This window comes from Antarctobacter sediminis, from assembly GCF_019218285.1.
GTDB classification, from domain to species: domain Bacteria; phylum Pseudomonadota; class Alphaproteobacteria; order Rhodobacterales; family Rhodobacteraceae; genus Antarctobacter; species Antarctobacter sediminis.
In genome coordinates, this window is sequence record NZ_JAHUZG010000002.1 from 1,072,202 (window position 1) to 1,088,197 (window position 15,996).

The window sequence follows — 15,996 nt, forward strand, 5'->3', positions numbered from 1 at the left end:
GTCATCCCAGCACCTGCAAGGCGGCTTTGGCAATTACGCGCTCTTCCTGCGCCGGGATCACCCAGACCGAAACCCCGGAACCGTCTTGATGCAGTCGGGGGGCATTGCGGGCATTTCTTTCGGCGTCAAAGGACGCTCCGGCCCAGCGCAACCCGTCCAGGATCGCCGCCCGGACCTGGGCCGCGTTTTCACCGATGCCACCGGTGAATACGATGGCGTCCACCCCTTCCATCGCGGCGAGCAGGCTGCCGGCGTGGCGACGGGCCCAATAGGTAAAATGGGCTATCGCAAACCGGCTGGCCGGATCGTCGCTAGCCTCCAGTCTGCGCATGTCAGAGGTGCCGCCCGACAACCCGGCCAGGCCGGATTGATGGTTCAGCAGGTGGCGCGCCCCGTCGATACCACGCTCTTCGGCAAGACGCAGAACGGCGTTGGGGTCGATCGCGCCGCAACGGGTTCCCATGGTCAGCCCGTCGGTGGGGGAATAGCCCATGGTGGTCGCCACGCTCTGCCCTTTGTGGATCGCACAGGCCGAGGCCCCGTTACCAAGGTGAAAGGCCAGAACCCTTTCGGGCAATTTACCGTTCAACTCGGCCAACCGCGTCACCAGCCCCGCGTAGCTGAGCCCATGAAAGCCATAGCGCCGGATGCCCGCCTCGACGCAATCGGCAGGCAAGGCATAACGATGCGCAACCTCCGGATTCGTGGCGTGGAACCCGGTATCGAAACAGGCAACCTGTGGCAGCTCCGGGGCAAATGTCCCGACCGCCCGCATTGCGGCAAGGTGGTGCGGATTGTGCAGCGGTGCCAAAGGTACACAGCGCGCAATCTCTGCCTCGATCTCGGGGGTGATCCGCGCGGGTGCAGTCAAGCTTGGCCCGCCATGCACCACCCGGTGCCCGACAACGCGCAGCGATGAAACCGCCACACCCTGCACCTTGAGCGCCTGAAACAGGACGGCAAGCCCCGCCCGATGATCCGGCGCGGCGACCTCTTGCCGCGACGGCCCCATGCGCAGTTCAGCCCGCGAACCAAGCCCTTCGACACCCCCGCGCAAAACCTCGCGCAGTGCGGTGTCGAAAAGAACGGATTTGATCGAGGAAGACCCGACGTTCAGGACGAGCACCTCGCCAGCCGTCGGGTCCGCCATGGATTATTCCGCCGCTTTGGCGGGGGTCTGGGGACGCATGTCCGAGGCGTCGATCCCCGCCACGACAACCGGTTTCTTCATCGCATCGCGACGGAAGGGCTCGCCCAGTTCCTGGTTGATCAGCGCCTCGATCAGCGTGGTCACGCCATTTTCCATCTGGTCCTTCACCGCCTGTTTCAGCGCCTCGGTCAGCTCGTCCATGGTGCGTGCGACCACGCCTTTCAGACCGCAGGCATTGGCGATCCCGGCATAGCTCACATCATCGTCCAGTTCTGTCCCGACAAAGTTGTCGTCATACCACAGGGTCGAGTTCCGCTTTTCCGCCCCCCACTGGTAATTGCGAAAGACGATCTGCGTCACCGGCGGCCATTCCTCTCGGCCAATGGCAGTCAGCTCGTTCACCGCGATGCCAAAGGCCCCGTCCCCGGCAAACCCCACCACCGGCACATCCGGGCAGCCGATCTTGGCCCCGATGATCGAGGGCAGACCATAGCCGCAGGGCCCGAACAGACCCGGCGCAAGATATTTGCGGCCCTCGTCAAAGGACGGATAGGCATTGCCGATGGCACAGTTGTTGCCAATGTCCGAGCTGATGATCGCCTCACGCGGCAGGGCGCTCTGGATCGCGCGCCAGGCCATGCGCGGGCTCATCCACTCGGGCTTGGCATCGCGGGCGCGCTGGTTCCAGCTGGTGCCGGGGTCGTCATCCTCGTGGTCCATGCTGGACAACTGCTGTGCCCAGCGGCTCTTGGCTTCGGCGATCTTTGCCTTGCGGTCTGCGCGCCCTTCGTCACCCGCCGTATCCGACAGTTGTGCCAGAATACCCGAGGCCACCTTGGCCGCATCTCCGACGACCCCGACGCTGATCTTCTTGGTCAGCCCGATGCGATCGGGGTTGATGTCCACCTGGATCACCTTGGCCCCGGTCGGCCAGTATTCCATCCCGTAGCCCGGCAGGGTCGAGAAGGGATTCAGGCGCGTGCCCAGCGCCAGCACAACGTCCGCCTCTTTGATCAGCTCCATCGCCGCCTTGGACCCGTTGTAGCCCAAAGGCCCCGCAAACAGCGGATGCCCACCCGGGAAGGCGTCATTGTGCTGGTAGCCCACGCAAACCGGTGCATCCAACCGCTCGGCCAGCGCCATGCTGGCGGCAATCCCGCCCTCGGACAGGACCGTGCCCGCACCGTTCAGGATCACCGGGTTCTTCGCGCCAGACAAAAGCGCCGCCGCCTGAGCAACCGAGCTTTCGCCACCCGAAGACCGTTCAAACTCGATCGGCTCGGGGATCTCGATGTCGATGACCTGGGTCCAGTAATCACGCGGCACGTTGATCTGCGCGGGGGCGCTGGCGCGCTTGGCCTGCGCAATCACGCGGGTCAGCACCTCTGCGATGCGAGACGGGTCGCGGACCTCTTCCTGGTAGGCAACCATGTCCTCGAACAGCTTCATCTGCTCGACTTCCTGGAAACCGCCCTGCCCGATGGTCTTGTTCGCGGCCTGCGGCGTCACCAACAACAGCGGTGTGTGGTTCCAATAGGCCGTCTTTACCGGGGTGACAAAATTGGTGATGCCCGGACCATTCTGGGCGATCATCATGCTCATCTTGCCAGAGGCGCGGGTATACCCGTCCGCCATGAACCCGCCGGACCCTTCGTGCGCGCAATCCCAGAACATGATGCCCGCCTTCGGGAACAGGTCGGAAATCGGCATGAAAGCCGACCCGATGATCCCGAAAGCATGTTCGATCCCATGACGCTGAAGCACTTTCACAAAGGCTTCTTCGGTGGTCATCTTCATTGGCCGCGCTCCCCAAGCAAAGGCGCCGGCAAGGACCGCCGGCGATTGAAGGGCAATCTATCGGCGCGATTTCACAGCGGATAGGGCCAGTTGAAAACGCCGATTAAGACCAGATTCGCCAAGCCCAACGGTCAATACGCCGCCCAAAGCCCGATACCGCCAACAGCCACAAGGCTGCTGGCCCAAAGCACATCCAGATTGAACCATCCGCGGGTCAGGAACTTCAGCCCCACCCAGTGATAGATCGCCAGCGCCAGACCGCCACCCGCAAGGGCCATAGCCGCCGTATGAGCCATGGCCACTCCCAGCGCCGTGCCCGCGTGCTCTGCCATCAAGACACCCACCGCCTGATGCCCCGCCCCCTCGGCATCCAGATCACAAAGCCCAAGGTAGATGGGCACCAACATCAACCCGGCCCCATGCGCCAGCGCCGCAAGGAACGACCACAACGCCAGCCGCGACGGCGGCACCCGGGCCAGCATCCTCGGATGACGCCGGTTGACCAGCAGGTAAATCCCCATGCCAATCACCAAAAGACCCGCCCCCATGCGGATCTCCCGCTCCCAGTCCACCAACACGGCCATCGCGGTAAAAGGCAAAAGGATCGCGGCCATGGCCAGAAAGTGGCCCGCCGACAAGAGACCCAGCGCCCGCCACAAGGCCACGCGGCGCCGCTCCATCAAAGCCGCCGATACCGCAAGCGGCCAGCCCATCCCCGGGTTCACCCCGTGATAGACCCCCGCCAGCAGAACCGCCCCCCAAAGCGCCCAAAGCGACTCGCCGCTCACGCGCGCGCCCCTCTACAGGTCACGACTCCCCCTGTGCTTCTTCTTGGCAAAAATACTCACCCGCCAACGGCGGCCCCGCAAGGCCGCCGCCCGACCGGGTTTCAGACGTTGGGATAACAGAAACTGTCGGTCGAACAGTCGCCCCCTTCCAGCCGGATCTGGTGGCTGCGATAGCCCGCCGGAAAATCAACGCAGAAATCCTTGTCCAAGGTCAGCCCGCCGTTCTCTCCCACAAGTGCCATGACCATGGCCGCGCCCCGGTCCCCCGGATAGAACTGGTCGTCCCATGTGGAATACAGCGAGTTGGTCCAGTAGACCCGTTTGCCGTCCCGGCTGATCTCGACCATCTGCGGACCATAGCCGAAATCCTTTCCCGAAGGATGCGGCGTCTTCTTCACGATGCCGCCGATCTGCACCTTGCCGGCCAGCGTCGGGTTCATCGGGTCGCTGACGTCGTACTGATGCATCTCGCCCTGCCCCCAGCAGGCGACATAAAGGAACCGGTCATCAAGGCTCAGGTCGATGTCCGTCACCAGCGCGGGCACCGCGCCAAAGCCTTTCAACAGGTCCGGCAGATCGTCCGCATCCGCCGGTTGCGGGTCGATGGTGATGGTCTTCTTGGCTTCGAATGTGCCGTCATCCTTCTGCCACCAGGTAAAGATCGCCCCCTGCAGGTTGGTCGTGTCCACAACCACGCCGACAAAGCCATGCTTTTTCGCCGGGTCATGGGCAGGCCGGACTTCCAGCGCCATCTGGTGGTTTTCGCCCAGGTCGATGGTCTGCACGTTGCGGCGTTCGCGCAGGTTCCAGAAATGGATCGAATGGCCATATTTGTTGGACAGCAGATCCTCGGGCACGATGCCGTTTTCGAACTGCGGCGGCAGCGCCCATTCGCTGCTTACCATGTAGTCGCGCGGCAGGTTCCACCAGAAATCGTAATGCTTGTCCTGTTTGCCCCGGTCCATTTCATAGCGGCCGAGGATCTCGAAGCTCTCGCAATCGAGGATGAAAATCCCCGGAGGACCATTGGTGCCATCCGCGCCACCACCGCCAAGGGTCGAGACATAGATGCCTTCGGGTCCGCAATGGATCGTGTGCGGACGCGAATAGCCGGTCTTGGCAAAGACCTCTTCGGGTTCGATGATCTTGTGGATCTTGGCCTTCAGCGGTTCCTTGACGTCGATGACATAGATCCGCGACGACCGGATCCCCGGAATGATGAGATAGCGGCGTTCAAGGAAAGCATGGCCGGTCAGAGGCGACAACGCCGAAGAACAGGCGTTCCAGCCGAAATGGTGAAACTCGTCGCCTTTGTAGGGCATGATGACCGTGTGCAGAATCTGGCCATAGGTGTCGGACGACGGGTTCACATCGACCACTGCCAGCCCGTCAGGCTGCGAAAAATCCGGACTGAGCATAAGGGTAAAGGCAAGCGTTTCGACCGGTGCATCCATCGCCATTCTCGGCGTCGGATAAAATGTCGGATCGGGCCGGAAGGTTTCATTCATGGCGTTTCTCCTCCTGTCAAAATAGAAAGCGCTGCCCTTTGAAGGCGGTCGTTAATTTGGCAAACGAGATAAAAACTTGGGCCAAGTAGGCCTCAGCCCCAACCATGGGTCAATGATTCCCTGCGACGCTGCGTCGCAGCAGGCAAGATCAGCGACTGTCGGTTTCGCAGCGCTTGCGGGCAACGGCCTCGTGCAGCAGGTCCGCGCAACGTCGCCCCCAGGCGTCCCAGTTCAGATGGCTCTCGAACTCTTGCCGGGCCGACAGGCTTAACCGCAGATATGCCTCGGGATCGGCAATATAGCCCCGGATGATCGCCGCGAAATCTCCGGCCCCGGCACCTGCGGGCAACGCGTGGCCCGTAACACCATTGCGCACCGGGACGCCGCCGACCGCGAGGCACAGCGCCGGCAGGCCGTGCGCGGCTGCTTCGCAAAAGGCGAAACCGTAGGATTCGAACGACGGCATGACCAAGAAATGCGCTTGGGACAGGGCGGCATCGAACAACGCCAGCTCCTCGGGCACCGCTTTGTTCAATTGCGGATGCACGGTGACAAACTCATTGAGATGGAACTCTGGCGGGACGCAGCCGATCACCGTCAGTTGCGCATCCACGCCCGCATCGCGCAGCGCCATCATCGTGTCAAAGGCCACCGGCCCGCCCTTGGCAAACCAGTTGCGCCCGATCACCAACAGGCGCAGCGGACCATCGGGGCAAAGCGCGCGCGGAGGCGGCGCTGGCGGCGTCGCAATATTGGCCCCCCAAGGCACCAGATGACTGATGCCCGGATCGATGCCGTACCGGTCCTCTACCGCGTCTTTCAGCCATTGCGACGGCCAGAGCAGCAGGTCCGCCTGTTGCAGCGCGGCGCGTTCCTGCCGCTCCACCCAGCCGTCCAACAAATGGCCCAGCGCAAAAACCCGCTTGTGCGCCTGTCCCACTTCGGAGAGGCGATAAACCGTCTGCGTGGCGTCCGAGGTAAAGGCCGTGACCACCCCCTTTGGCGGACGCACCCCGGCCAATGCATGCAAGGCATAGGCCCCGAACAGAACGTCAAACTCTTGGCGTTTCAGCTCGGCCTCGATCCCGCGCGCGATCACCCGGCGCAGGGCGTAATGCGCCCGCCAGCGCGCACGCAGGTTCACCGCCTCGGGCATGGCATGGATCAACCGCCGCAGCGGTTCGGCCAGCGCCCAGGATTGCGGCAGGATCGTCACCTCTCCGGCGTGCGCCCTCAGGGCGTCGAAGATCCGAGCGTTCCCCCCGGAATAAAGGTTTCTGTCCAAAGGGGACATGTCACAGAGATAGGCGATGCGCAGCGGGGATCGGGCCATGATGTGCCAGTCTTGCCTGTCCGTCCTAGGGGTCCGTCCCCCATGCTATCAGAACCCGGCGATTTTGCGGCACCCCTGCGGATTTCCCGCAACAGCGCGCCGCACCCGGCCGAATTGTGGCCATTTCCACGCTTTTGGCCCAATGCAGCCGCGACTTTGCCCCAGCGCGTTGCTAGTCAGATGCGAACCCGGCGCATCTCCGCGCCCAAACCGCAAAGCGACCATGCCCAACCAGATCGCCTTCCTTGCACTGGCGGCAAGCCCGATCTTCGTGGCCGTGATGATGTCGCGGCTGCCGTTGGATCGTGCGATCATCTGGTCGCTGATGCTGTGCTATCTCTTCCTGCCGGAACCGCCCGCGGTCTTCGATTTCCCGATGATGCCGCCCTTGGACAAGCACAACATCCCCGCACTCATGGCCTTTGCCGTCACGCTCTGGCGAAGCGAGACCAACGGCCCGTTGCTGCCACGATCCGTGATGGCCAGAGTGTTGTTGCTGACCTTTATCTTTTCTCCGGTCATGACCGTGCTGACCAATGGCGAGCCGGTGTTTTTCGGCCTTGTCGGACTGCCCGCGCTGGGGCTCAAGGATGCGGCCGCGCTGGTGCTGGAGCAGTTCCTGATGGTGCTGCCCTTCCTGCTGGCCCGCCAGCATCTGGCCCATGGCGGCGCGCAACGCGAACTGATGCGCGCACTGATGATCGGCGGGCTGATCTATACCCCGCTGATGTTGATGGAAATTCGCCTGTCCCCACAGCTGAACAGCTGGGTCTACGGCTACTTCCAGCACTATTTCGCCCAGACGATCCGGTTTGGCGGCTATCGCCCCATCGTCTTTCTTTACCACGGGATCTGGGTTGCCTTCTTCCTGATGACCTCCGTTGTATCGGCCTGGGCGCTGTGGCGCTGGCACAAGGGATCCGGCCGGCTCAAGATGCTGGCAATCGCAATGTATCTCACGCTGATCCTGATCATGGCGAAATCCCTTGGCGCGCTGATCTTCATGGCAATGCTTGTCCCGCTGGTTGTCCTGCTGACACCCCGGACACAGGTCCGCATTGCGCTGGTGATCGGTGCCATCGCGCTTGCCTACCCGATCCTCAAGGGCGCAGATCTCGTTCCGCAGGAACAGATGCTGGCACAGGCCGAAAAGATCGACCCGGACCGCGCCGGATCTCTCCGTTTTCGGTTCCAGAACGAAGATACCCTGCTGGAGCGCGCCTACATCAAACCCGTCTTTGGCTGGGGCAGCTGGGGCCGCAACCACATCCTCGACCCGTTCAGCGGTGCGATCCTGACGGTGACGGACGGATTTTGGATCGTGTCCATCGGCACCTACGGCTGGGTGGGTTTCCTTGCCCAGTTCGGGCTTCTTCTTTGGCCGCTTGTCCTGATCTGGCGATCCATGACTGGCCATGGGTCCGATGTGATTTCTCCCTTTGTCGGACCGCTTAGCCTGATGTTGGCGATCAACGTGGCCGACATGATCCCCAACGCCACGCTTACCCCACTGTCATGGCTGATGGCGGGCGCGCTGACCGGCTATGCCGAACGGCTGCACAGGGCGGCACCTTCGGTCCGGCACGTGTCGGCCCGCAGCCGCCTGCGACGCCGAACCGTGATGTAGAAAGGGCCTTTCATGACCTCCAGACCCCGCGTCCTGATCGTTGCCGATGAATGCAACCCGGAATGGCCCTCGCTGCCCATCGTCGGCTACAAATACGCACAGGAAATCGGCAAGCTGGCCGATGTGACCGTCGCCACCCATGTGCGCAACCGCGAAAACATCGAAAAGGCGCGGCCCTCAGTCCCTGTCACCTATATCGACAATGAATGGATCGCCTCGCCCTTGTACCGGCTGGCCCGGTTGATCCGCGGCGGCGAAGAGGTCGGCTGGTCGACCTCGATGATGTTCAACTACCTGCCTTATCTGGCCTTCGAACAGGGCGTCTGGCGGCACTTTCGCAAGGATCTGAAGGCGGGGCGCTACGACATCGTGCACCGCATCACGCCTATGTCGCCCACCCTGCCCAGCTGGCTGGCGCACAAGGTGCCACAGCCCTTCGTCATCGGCCCGCTGAACGGCAATCTCGACTGGCCGCGCGCCTTTGCCGCCGAACAGGCGCGCGAAAAGGAAGGCCTGCGCAAGTTGCGCAACCTCTACAAATACCTGCCCTATGCCCGCAGCACCTATGACAAGGCCGCCGCCGTGCTCTGCGCCTTTTCGCACACCCGCGCCGATCTGCCCCGGGTCGAAGACGCCCGCATCGTCTCCTTTCCGGAAATCGGTTTTGACCCGGCCATCTTCCATGCCCAAGGCGCGTTACCGTCAGGCAGCCGTGGCGAAGGACGGCTGAACTTTCTCTACGCAGGCCGCCTTGTGCCCTACAAACTGCCGGAACTGCCGATCCGCGCCTTTGCCGGCTCTGAAGCCCTGCGCCGCCACCACCTGCATGTCGTCGGTGACGGCCCCGAACGCCCCCGGATGGAGGCGCTGATCGCCGAACACGGGTTGCAGGACAACATCACGATGCACGGCCGCAAGACCCAGTGCGAGGTGGCCGGAATGATGCGTGCCTGCGACGCCTTCGTCTTCCCCTCGATCCGCGAACTCGGCGCCGGAGTGGTGATCGAGGCGATGGCCTGCGGCACGATGGTTCTGGTCGCCAACTACGGCGCGCCCGGCGATCTCGCCGCCGAAGGACGCGGCGCGCGGGTCGAAATGGCAGGCTTCGACCGCATGGTCGAAGGTTTCCGGCTGGAAATGGAGGCTTGCGCCGAAGCCCCCCACATCATGGCCGAAACCGCCGAACGCGCCAGAACCTATGCCGAGGACTTCTTTCCCTGGGCGATGAAGGGCGAAAAGACGCTCGAAATCTACCGCGCGCTCCTTGCCGGCAACCCGCTGACGGGGCTGGGCTATTGACCGGCTTCACCACCCGGCGCCTGACGGTTCACCCCTGGAACGCCGCCCTGTCAAACCCCATGGCCCGGTCCGCCCTGCAGGACCGTCTGGCCACCATGCTCACCCCGGCGGTCCTGAAACACCTGCCGCCGGATTTCGCGCCGGACGCAGGCCCGGATGCCATATCCCGCTGGATCGACCAACGTGCCGAACGGGCGCAGGTCTCGCTGATCGAAGCCGATCACCAGCTGATCGGCCTCCTGTTCCTCTTCCGCCCCGATCCTTCCGGGCCAAGACACCTCGGCTACCTGTTCGACCAATCCGCCTGGGGCAAAGGCTATGCCACCGAACTGCTGCACGGCCTGATCGACCACCTCCGTACCCAGCCACCACAAGTGATCGAGGCCGGCGTCGCCATGGAAAACCCCGCCTCTGCCCGTGTGCTGCTCAAGGCCGGCTTCACCGAACAAACGCCTGACAACGACATCCGCCGTTTCCGCCTGGATTTTCCCTAGGGTTTCTTCTTGGCGAAAATACTCCGGGGGTGAGGCCGCAGGCCGAGGGGGCAGCGCCCCCTACCGCTGCGCGATCACCCGTGCGGGGATTCCCGCCACCGTCGCGCCTGCGGGCACATCCCGTGTCACAACCGCATTCGCGCCGATCACCGCGTGATCGCCCACCACCAGCGGCCCGATCAGCTTGGCTCCCGCGCCAATATCCACATGCCCACCCAGCACCACCGGCCCGGCCAGCGTCACCTGGTGAAAGATCATGCAATTCACGCCGATCTGCGCCTCGGGGTGGATGATGATCCCCGTCGGATGGGTCAGCCGCAGCCCGCCCCCGATCCGCGTGGTCAGGTGCAATTCGCTCTGGCACATCAGCGACCAGAACCAGTGGTTGATCACCCAGTAACGCGCCAACATCCCGCCAAGGGCACCGCGTTCCCGCCAATGCTGGTAACGGCGCACCGCGCGGATCATCTTCTTGCCTGGCTCCCAGAACCGCTCGATCCGCTCACGCGTCCAGTCCGGCACCTCGGCCGAGATCTCGCTTTCCGTCATGCGCCCCGCCCATTTCCCGCGATCCGCCATATTCCTGCCCCGAAATGCGGTATCCTAAGGGTTATGGCAACACTCTGGGACCAGAGTGCACAGAACCGGAGAATCCGGAAGGAAAATGATGACGCTCCCGCCCATCGGTCGAGGACAGCCAAAGCCATGACTGCGCCCGCGCATATGCCGCTCCCTTACCGGGGCGATATCGACGGGTTGCGCGCCGTCGCCGTTCTGGCGGTGGTGCTTTATCATTTTGGCCTGCCGCTTTCCGGTGGATTTGTCGGCGTGGACATCTTCTTTGTCATCTCCGGCTTCCTGATCGGCGGTATCCTCTGGCGCGAATACGATGCCACGGGCCGCATCCGCCTAGGCAATTTCTATATCCGCCGCTTTCGCCGCCTCGCGCCCGCCTTCTTCACCATGCTGCTCGTGACCACGGCGCTGGGCTGGGTCATTCTGCTGCCGTTCGAGTTCCGCGAATACGGCAAGGCGGTCATCGCCTCCACGGTCTACCTGTCGAACGTCCTGTTCTTCAGACAGGCCGGCTATTTCGACACCGCCTCCGAGGACAAGCCGCTCCTGCACACATGGTCGCTCGCGGTCGAGGAACAGTTCTACATCTTCCTGCCGCTGGCGCTGATCCTTCTGGCGCGCTGGCGCTGGGGGCTGATCGGGACATTGGTGGCCTGCTGGGCGCTTTCTCTGGCGGCCTGCATCCTGATCACCCCCCTGTCGCATACGGCGGCATTCTACCTTTTCCCTTTCCGCGCGTGGGAGCTTTTGTCCGGCGTTCTACTGGCAATCTGGGGGCACGAAACCCGCAGCCAGTGGCGCGGCCACCCGGCGTTGTCGTCGGTCGGGCTGGTCATGGTGGCGGCCTCGATCTGGTTCATTCCCGCCGGCCCCCTGTTTCCGGGCGTTCTGGCGATTCCGCCCGTGCTGGGCACGGTGCTTCTGTTGTCCTCGGGCACCGGGGCCAATACGGTGAACCGTCTGCTGACCCACCCGTGGATGCGGATGATCGGGTTGATTTCCTATTCGCTTTACCTGTGGCACTGGCCGGTCTTCACGCTCGCCTCCACCTTGAGAGGACAGATGGCGCTGGTGGAATCCATGCTCTGGATGGCGCTCTCTTTCGGTCTGGCCTGGCTCTCGTGGCGCTTTGTCGAACAACCGGTGCGGCACGCCCGCGCGCTCTCCGGGCGCATTGTCCTTGCCGGGATGGCGCTCGCCTCCGGGGCCGCGCTGGCGCTGGGTGCCATCCTGTTTCGCACCGACGGGCTGCCGGCCCGCTTCCCGTCCGAGGCACAGGTCCATATCGCCGCCTCCGGCGACTTCCTTCAGGACTGGAGCAGGTGCCGCATCGCCGACAGCGGCCCTCTGGACGGGCTGGAGATCTGCCCGATCGGTCCCGAGGGGGCGCCGCGCCTGCTGGTCTGGGGCGATAGCCATGTCCGCGCCATGAAAGAGGGGTTGGATGTTGCCGCACACGAGGCCGGCGTTCCCGGCATCATCCTGTGGCGCGCTGGCTGCCCGCCGCTCTTTGGTCTGCGCAAGGTCGAAAGCGCCGCAACCCCGGCGCAGGACACCGCCTGCCGTCAGGCGAACAAGCAAATCCGTCAGGCGCTGCCCGCGCTGGACAGCCTCGACTCGATTCTGCTGATCGGACGCTGGAGCTATTACGCCACGGGCACCGGGCTGGGGGCCAATGCCCATGACAGCATCGCGCTGCATCCCGCTGACGGACCTGTGTCAACTGCCCTCCTGCAACCGCAACTGCTGGCACAGGCGGCGCGCGACACGGTGGCCGAGCTCTCACCGCTGGTGGGGCGGGTCAATGTCCTGCGCCAACCGCCGGAAATCCCTTTGTATGACAGCCGCGCTGCCGCCCGCGAGGCTGCGCATCGCGGGCTGCCGCTGGCCGCGCCGGCCGAAACGCAAAGCACGGTCCCCGCCGAGGCCATCGTCCTGCGCGCCACCCTTTCGGATGCGCCGTGGGTTCCGCTGGCCGAGGGCGGGCGGATCGCCTTTCTGGACACATGGCCATATTTCTGCGCCGACGGAATCTGTTCGGCGGTACAGGACGGGCGCGGCCAGTACTTCGACAACAACCACCTGACCAACAGCGCCGCCATCCGTATCCGCGATGTGCTGCGCCCGGTCTTTGCCCCGCTGAGCGCCGAGGTTTCAATGCAGGGGGCCTCGGACGGATGAGCCTTCTGGCCGACACGCACTGGGATGCCATCGTCATCGGCGCGGGCATGGGCGGTGGCACGCTGGGCCGCGCGCTGGCCGAAGCCGGACAAAAAGTGCTGTTTCTTGAAAAGGGTCCGCAGGGCCTGCGCAGCGAACGCAACGGCCTGACCGAAGCCTTTGTCCCCGAGGCGCGCGCTGCGCGGGGTCTTTGGCCCGATCCCCTGCATGTGTCGCTTGACGGTGTGGAAACGCAATTCTTTGCGCCTTTGGGGACAGGACCGGGCGGCAGTTCGGTCTTTTACGCGGCCACGCTGGAACGGCCTGAACGGCACGATCTGGACGATATGCCTGACCGGCCCCACCCGACAGGCGGGTGGCCCGTCGGTTATGACCAGATGGTCCCTTGGTACGACCGCGCGGCGCAGCAATTCATGGTCCACGGCACGCCCGATCCGCTGTCGGATGCGCCGCCGCTGCCGCTGCGCGCGCCCCCGCCGCTGCATGCTGCGGAACAGGCCCTGACCGACAGCCTGCGCGCCGCCGGATTGCACCCCTACCGCACCCACACCGGCATCGCGCATGTCGATGGGTGTGAGACCTGCCTTGGCCGCAAATGCCCAAAGCCCTGCAAGATGGACGGCCGTTCCGCCGGTGTGGAACCGGCGCTGGCCACGGGGAACGCACACCTTCTGGCCGGGGTAAACGTCACGCGGCTGATCGCCGAGGACCGCCGCATCGTCGCCGTCGAGGCGCGTCTCGACGGCGCGCTGAAACGCCTGACCGCCGACCGATTCATTCTTGCCGCCGGTGCCTTGCATTCGCCGCGCCTGCTGCTGGCCTCCACCTGCGAGGCACATCCGAACGGCTTGGCGAACAGCTCGGGGATGGTCGGCTGCAACCTGATGCTGCACGTGGACGAACGCTTTGCGCTTTGGCCGCGGCGCGGCACGCCGGACAGCGGCGCGACAAAGGCGATTTCCTTCCGTGATTTCTATCACCGCGAGGATATGCGCCTTGGCTCGGTGCAGGCCATGGGCATCCGTGCCTCCTATGGCGAGATGGTGCATTTCCTGAACCGCATGTTCGACCTGCGCGGCCAGCCCCGATTGCGCGCCCTGTCCCGCCCGATGGCGGCGGTGGCGCATTCTCTTTTGGGTCAGGCGCATCTTTTCGTCGGGCTGATGGAGGATTTTCCCTATGCCCAAAACCGTGTGCAGTACGACCCGGCGCAGCCCCAAAGGCTGGCCGTGACCTACACCCTGTCCGACGAGTTGCGGCAAAGACGCCGTGCCTTTCGCAAGGCACTGCGCCGCGGGCTGCGGGGGCATCGCCACCTTTTCCTGTCCATGACGCCGGAATTGAACTGGGGCCACCCCTGCGGCACGCTGCGCTTCGGGCATGACCCCGCGCAGTCCGTCACCGATGCAAGCGGACGGGCGCATGATGTTGACAACCTCTGGATCGCAGATGCCAGTTTCATGCCGACCTCAATGGGGGTGAATCCCAGCCTGACCATTGCCGCCCACGCCCTTCGCGTGGCTGAACAGATCAAGGGGGACCACAGATGACAAAGATCACCCCGGCAGACGGTTTCGCCGTGGTCACGGGGGCGGGATCGGGCCTTGGCCGTGCGCTGGCGGTACAACTCTGCGCCGCTGGATTTTCCGTTGTGGGCACCGGTCGGCGGGCCGAAGCCCTGCAGGAAACCGCCGCGCTTTGTGACGGCCCCTTCGACGCCGTACCGCTGGACGTCGCCGATTTCGAGGCGGTCCGGCAGGGGTTTGCCGCGAGTGTGGCGCGCCACGGGCCGATGGCCTTGCTGATCAACAACGCCGCCGTCTACCCCAAACGGGATCTGTTCGAGGAAACGCCCGAACTGTTCTGGCACAGCATGGCGATCAATCTGGGCGGGGTCTACGCCTGTTCATGGGCGGCCCTGCAGGACATGGCGCCGCGTGGATCGGGGCGCATTCTGAACGTGTCCAGCTATGCGGACATGGCCCCCCTGCCGGCCTCTGCCGCCTACTCGGTATCCAAGGGCGCGCAGCGCGTGCTGACCCGTGCGCTGATTGCCGACCTGTTCGACCGTTTCCCCGGCATCGTGATCTCGGACTGGCTGCCCGGGGCGCTGGCCACCGGCATGGGCATCCCCGATGGCCTGCCGCCCGAAATTGCGGCGCGTTGGGGGGTCAAGCTGGCCCTGATGCGGGATCCGTCGCTGAATGGCACGATATTCGAACGCGATATCGAATTGCTGCCCCCCCGCGGATTGAAGACCAAGCTCAAGGACGCCGTTCTGATGCGCAGGCCGCGCCCCCGCAACCTGTCCTAGCGGTCGGAGAAGCGCAGCAGGATCGCCCGCGCCACCAGCCCCGGCAGCGCCAGCGCGCATTTCGCGTAGCGCCCGGCCAACCGGCGCGGGTTCAGCATCATCCGCCACAGCCATTCCATCGCGATGCTGCGCACCCATTTCGGTGCGCGTTGCTGCGCCCCGGCAAAGAAATCCAGCCCCGCCCCGATCGAGGCAAAGCCAACTTCGGGCGCGACGCGTCGTCCAGTCGCGGCAAAGCTTTCCTGCTTGGGGGCCCCCAAGGCGATAAAGCACAGCCGCGCGCCCGATTCGGCAATCTGGTTCAGCATCTCTTCGGCTTGCGGACCGGCCGGGTCGAACCCCATCGGCGGCGCGATCTTGCAGACGACCTCAAGGTCACGCACCTCGCGTTCAAGGTATTCCGCCGCGGCGTCCAACACTGGTTCGGACGAACCGAACAGCGCCACGGTCACGCCTTGCGCCGCGGCGATCTGTACCAGCGGCAGGATCGCCTCGGACCCCGGGATCAAGGATACCGGACGCCCGGCCAGACGCGACAACCAGACGATCGGATAGCCGTCGGCCACCACGAAATCCTGCGCCAGATAGGTGGTGCGAAACGCGTCAGAGGCCCGCAGCTTGACGATGTGATCAAGGTTGATCGTCGCCAAGGCGAAACCGGCGCGGCGGGCAAACCGTTCGCGCACCCGCGCCTCCAGCACGGCCCAAGTCGGCACATTCACGGTGATCCTGTCGTCACCAATCCGGAATTCCATAGCGGCACCCTGATCCTCCGCGCGCAGCCTTAGCGCGAATTGGGTTAATCTACAGTGCCCTTTCCAACACATATTCCACTTTTTCGGAACCACTGGTGCCGCGCTGCCGCAATTCCCGGGCAGCGGTCGAATTGTGGCCATGTTTTCCTGATGTAAGCTGACCTAAGTTATTCA

At 64.1% G+C, this 15,996-nt stretch carries 13 protein-coding genes; 6 read left to right on the top strand and 7 right to left on the bottom strand.

Going from position 1 to position 15,996, the window contains the following annotated elements:
- Nucleotide 1: 1 nt before the first annotated feature.
- The 5 genes from KJP30_RS13100 to KJP30_RS13120 form a co-directional block, all read right to left on the bottom strand.
- Nucleotides 2-1,150 (bottom strand): acetate/propionate family kinase, encoded by a 1,149-nt coding sequence (locus KJP30_RS13100; protein ID WP_218449718.1) that lies wholly within the window; start codon nucleotides 1,148-1,150, stop codon nucleotides 2-4.
- 3 nt (nucleotides 1,151-1,153) lie between these two features.
- Nucleotides 1,154-2,947 (bottom strand): sulfoacetaldehyde acetyltransferase, encoded by a 1,794-nt coding sequence (gene xsc, locus KJP30_RS13105; protein ID WP_218449719.1) that lies wholly within the window; start codon nucleotides 2,945-2,947, stop codon nucleotides 1,154-1,156.
- 131 nt (nucleotides 2,948-3,078) lie between these two features.
- Nucleotides 3,079-3,660, bottom strand: a complete 582-nt coding sequence (locus KJP30_RS13110) for a hypothetical protein (RefSeq protein ID WP_246594556.1) — start codon at nucleotides 3,658-3,660, stop codon at nucleotides 3,079-3,081.
- Between the two features lie 176 nt (nucleotides 3,661-3,836).
- The gene (locus KJP30_RS13115) at nucleotides 3,837-5,243 is read right to left on the bottom strand and encodes a selenium-binding protein SBP56-related protein (protein WP_218449721.1); all 1,407 of its coding nucleotides are present in this window, start codon (nucleotides 5,241-5,243) and stop codon (nucleotides 3,837-3,839) included.
- Between the two features lie 148 nt (nucleotides 5,244-5,391).
- Nucleotides 5,392-6,576 (bottom strand): glycosyltransferase family 4 protein, encoded by a 1,185-nt coding sequence (locus KJP30_RS13120; protein ID WP_218449722.1) that lies wholly within the window; start codon nucleotides 6,574-6,576, stop codon nucleotides 5,392-5,394.
- 223 nt (nucleotides 6,577-6,799) lie between these two features.
- Between KJP30_RS13120 and KJP30_RS13125 the strand changes: the two genes are divergently transcribed.
- Genes KJP30_RS13125 through KJP30_RS13135 form a run of 3 tightly spaced genes read left to right on the top strand, consistent with a single transcriptional unit; the run spans nucleotide 6,800 to nucleotide 9,996 of the window.
- Nucleotides 6,800-8,203: an O-antigen ligase family protein gene (locus tag KJP30_RS13125; protein ID WP_218449723.1), complete on the top strand. Its 1,404-nt coding sequence runs from the start codon at nucleotides 6,800-6,802 to the stop codon at nucleotides 8,201-8,203.
- 12 nt (nucleotides 8,204-8,215) lie between these two features.
- The gene (locus KJP30_RS13130) at nucleotides 8,216-9,502 is read left to right on the top strand and encodes a glycosyltransferase (RefSeq protein WP_218449724.1); all 1,287 of its coding nucleotides are present in this window, start codon (nucleotides 8,216-8,218) and stop codon (nucleotides 9,500-9,502) included.
- Nucleotides 9,499-9,996 carry a GNAT family N-acetyltransferase gene (locus KJP30_RS13135; RefSeq protein WP_218449725.1) on the top strand — a complete coding sequence of 166 codons (498 nt, stop codon included), beginning with the start codon at nucleotides 9,499-9,501 and terminating at the stop codon, nucleotides 9,994-9,996. Before KJP30_RS13130 ends, KJP30_RS13135 begins: the two co-directional genes overlap by 4 nt.
- Nucleotides 9,997-10,056: 60 nt before the next feature.
- On the opposite strand, the gene KJP30_RS13140 is transcribed toward KJP30_RS13135, so the two are convergent.
- A complete protein-coding gene (locus KJP30_RS13140; RefSeq protein ID WP_218449726.1) occupies nucleotides 10,057-10,545 on the bottom strand; it encodes a serine acetyltransferase in 489 nt (162 codons plus the stop codon).
- Between the two features lie 156 nt (nucleotides 10,546-10,701).
- On the opposite strand from KJP30_RS13140, the gene KJP30_RS13145 reads away from it, so the two are divergent.
- The 3 genes from KJP30_RS13145 to KJP30_RS13155 are packed head-to-tail and all read left to right on the top strand — an operon-like array spanning nucleotide 10,702 to nucleotide 15,067.
- Nucleotides 10,702-12,753, top strand: a complete 2,052-nt coding sequence (locus KJP30_RS13145; protein ID WP_218449727.1) for an acyltransferase family protein — start codon at nucleotides 10,702-10,704, stop codon at nucleotides 12,751-12,753.
- On the top strand, nucleotides 12,750-14,303 hold the full coding sequence (locus KJP30_RS13150) for a GMC oxidoreductase (protein WP_218449728.1): 1,554 nt from the start codon (nucleotides 12,750-12,752) through the stop codon (nucleotides 14,301-14,303). Before KJP30_RS13145 ends, KJP30_RS13150 begins: the two co-directional genes overlap by 4 nt.
- On the top strand, nucleotides 14,300-15,067 hold the full coding sequence (locus tag KJP30_RS13155) for an SDR family oxidoreductase (protein ID WP_218449729.1): 768 nt from the start codon (nucleotides 14,300-14,302) through the stop codon (nucleotides 15,065-15,067). Before KJP30_RS13150 ends, KJP30_RS13155 begins: the two co-directional genes overlap by 4 nt.
- Here the strand turns inward: KJP30_RS13155 and KJP30_RS13160 are convergent.
- Nucleotides 15,064-15,822, bottom strand: coding sequence for a WecB/TagA/CpsF family glycosyltransferase (locus KJP30_RS13160; protein ID WP_218449730.1), 759 nt, complete (start codon nucleotides 15,820-15,822; stop codon nucleotides 15,064-15,066). The two genes, KJP30_RS13155 and KJP30_RS13160, sit on opposite strands and share 4 nt — an antisense overlap.
- Nucleotides 15,823-15,996 lie beyond the last annotated feature (174 nt).

What these genes read in the sequence shown, in the direction of transcription:
- KJP30_RS13140 (WP_218449726.1), bottom strand. Translation starts at nt 10,545, where the DNA reads ATGACGGAAAGCGAGATCTCGGCCGAGGTGCCGGACTGGACGCGTGAG.
- KJP30_RS13130 (WP_218449724.1), top strand. Translation starts at nt 8,216, where the DNA reads ATGACCTCCAGACCCCGCGTCCTGATCGTTGCCGATGAATGCAACCCG.
- KJP30_RS13125 (WP_218449723.1), top strand. Translation starts at nt 6,800, where the DNA reads ATGCCCAACCAGATCGCCTTCCTTGCACTGGCGGCAAGCCCGATCTTC.
- KJP30_RS13120 (WP_218449722.1), bottom strand. Translation starts at nt 6,576, where the DNA reads ATGGCCCGATCCCCGCTGCGCATCGCCTATCTCTGTGACATGTCCCCT.
- KJP30_RS13110 (WP_246594556.1), bottom strand. Translation starts at nt 3,660, where the DNA reads ATGGGCTGGCCGCTTGCGGTATCGGCGGCTTTGATGGAGCGGCGCCGC.
- KJP30_RS13150 (WP_218449728.1), top strand. Translation starts at nt 12,750, where the DNA reads ATGAGCCTTCTGGCCGACACGCACTGGGATGCCATCGTCATCGGCGCG.
- KJP30_RS13155 (WP_218449729.1), top strand. Translation starts at nt 14,300, where the DNA reads ATGACAAAGATCACCCCGGCAGACGGTTTCGCCGTGGTCACGGGGGCG.
- KJP30_RS13100 (WP_218449718.1), bottom strand. Translation starts at nt 1,150, where the DNA reads ATGGCGGACCCGACGGCTGGCGAGGTGCTCGTCCTGAACGTCGGGTCT.
- KJP30_RS13115 (WP_218449721.1), bottom strand. Translation starts at nt 5,243, where the DNA reads ATGAATGAAACCTTCCGGCCCGATCCGACATTTTATCCGACGCCGAGA.
- KJP30_RS13145 (WP_218449727.1), top strand. Translation starts at nt 10,702, where the DNA reads ATGACTGCGCCCGCGCATATGCCGCTCCCTTACCGGGGCGATATCGAC.
- xsc (WP_218449719.1), bottom strand. Translation starts at nt 2,947, where the DNA reads ATGAAGATGACCACCGAAGAAGCCTTTGTGAAAGTGCTTCAGCGTCAT.
- KJP30_RS13160 (WP_218449730.1), bottom strand. Translation starts at nt 15,822, where the DNA reads ATGGAATTCCGGATTGGTGACGACAGGATCACCGTGAATGTGCCGACT.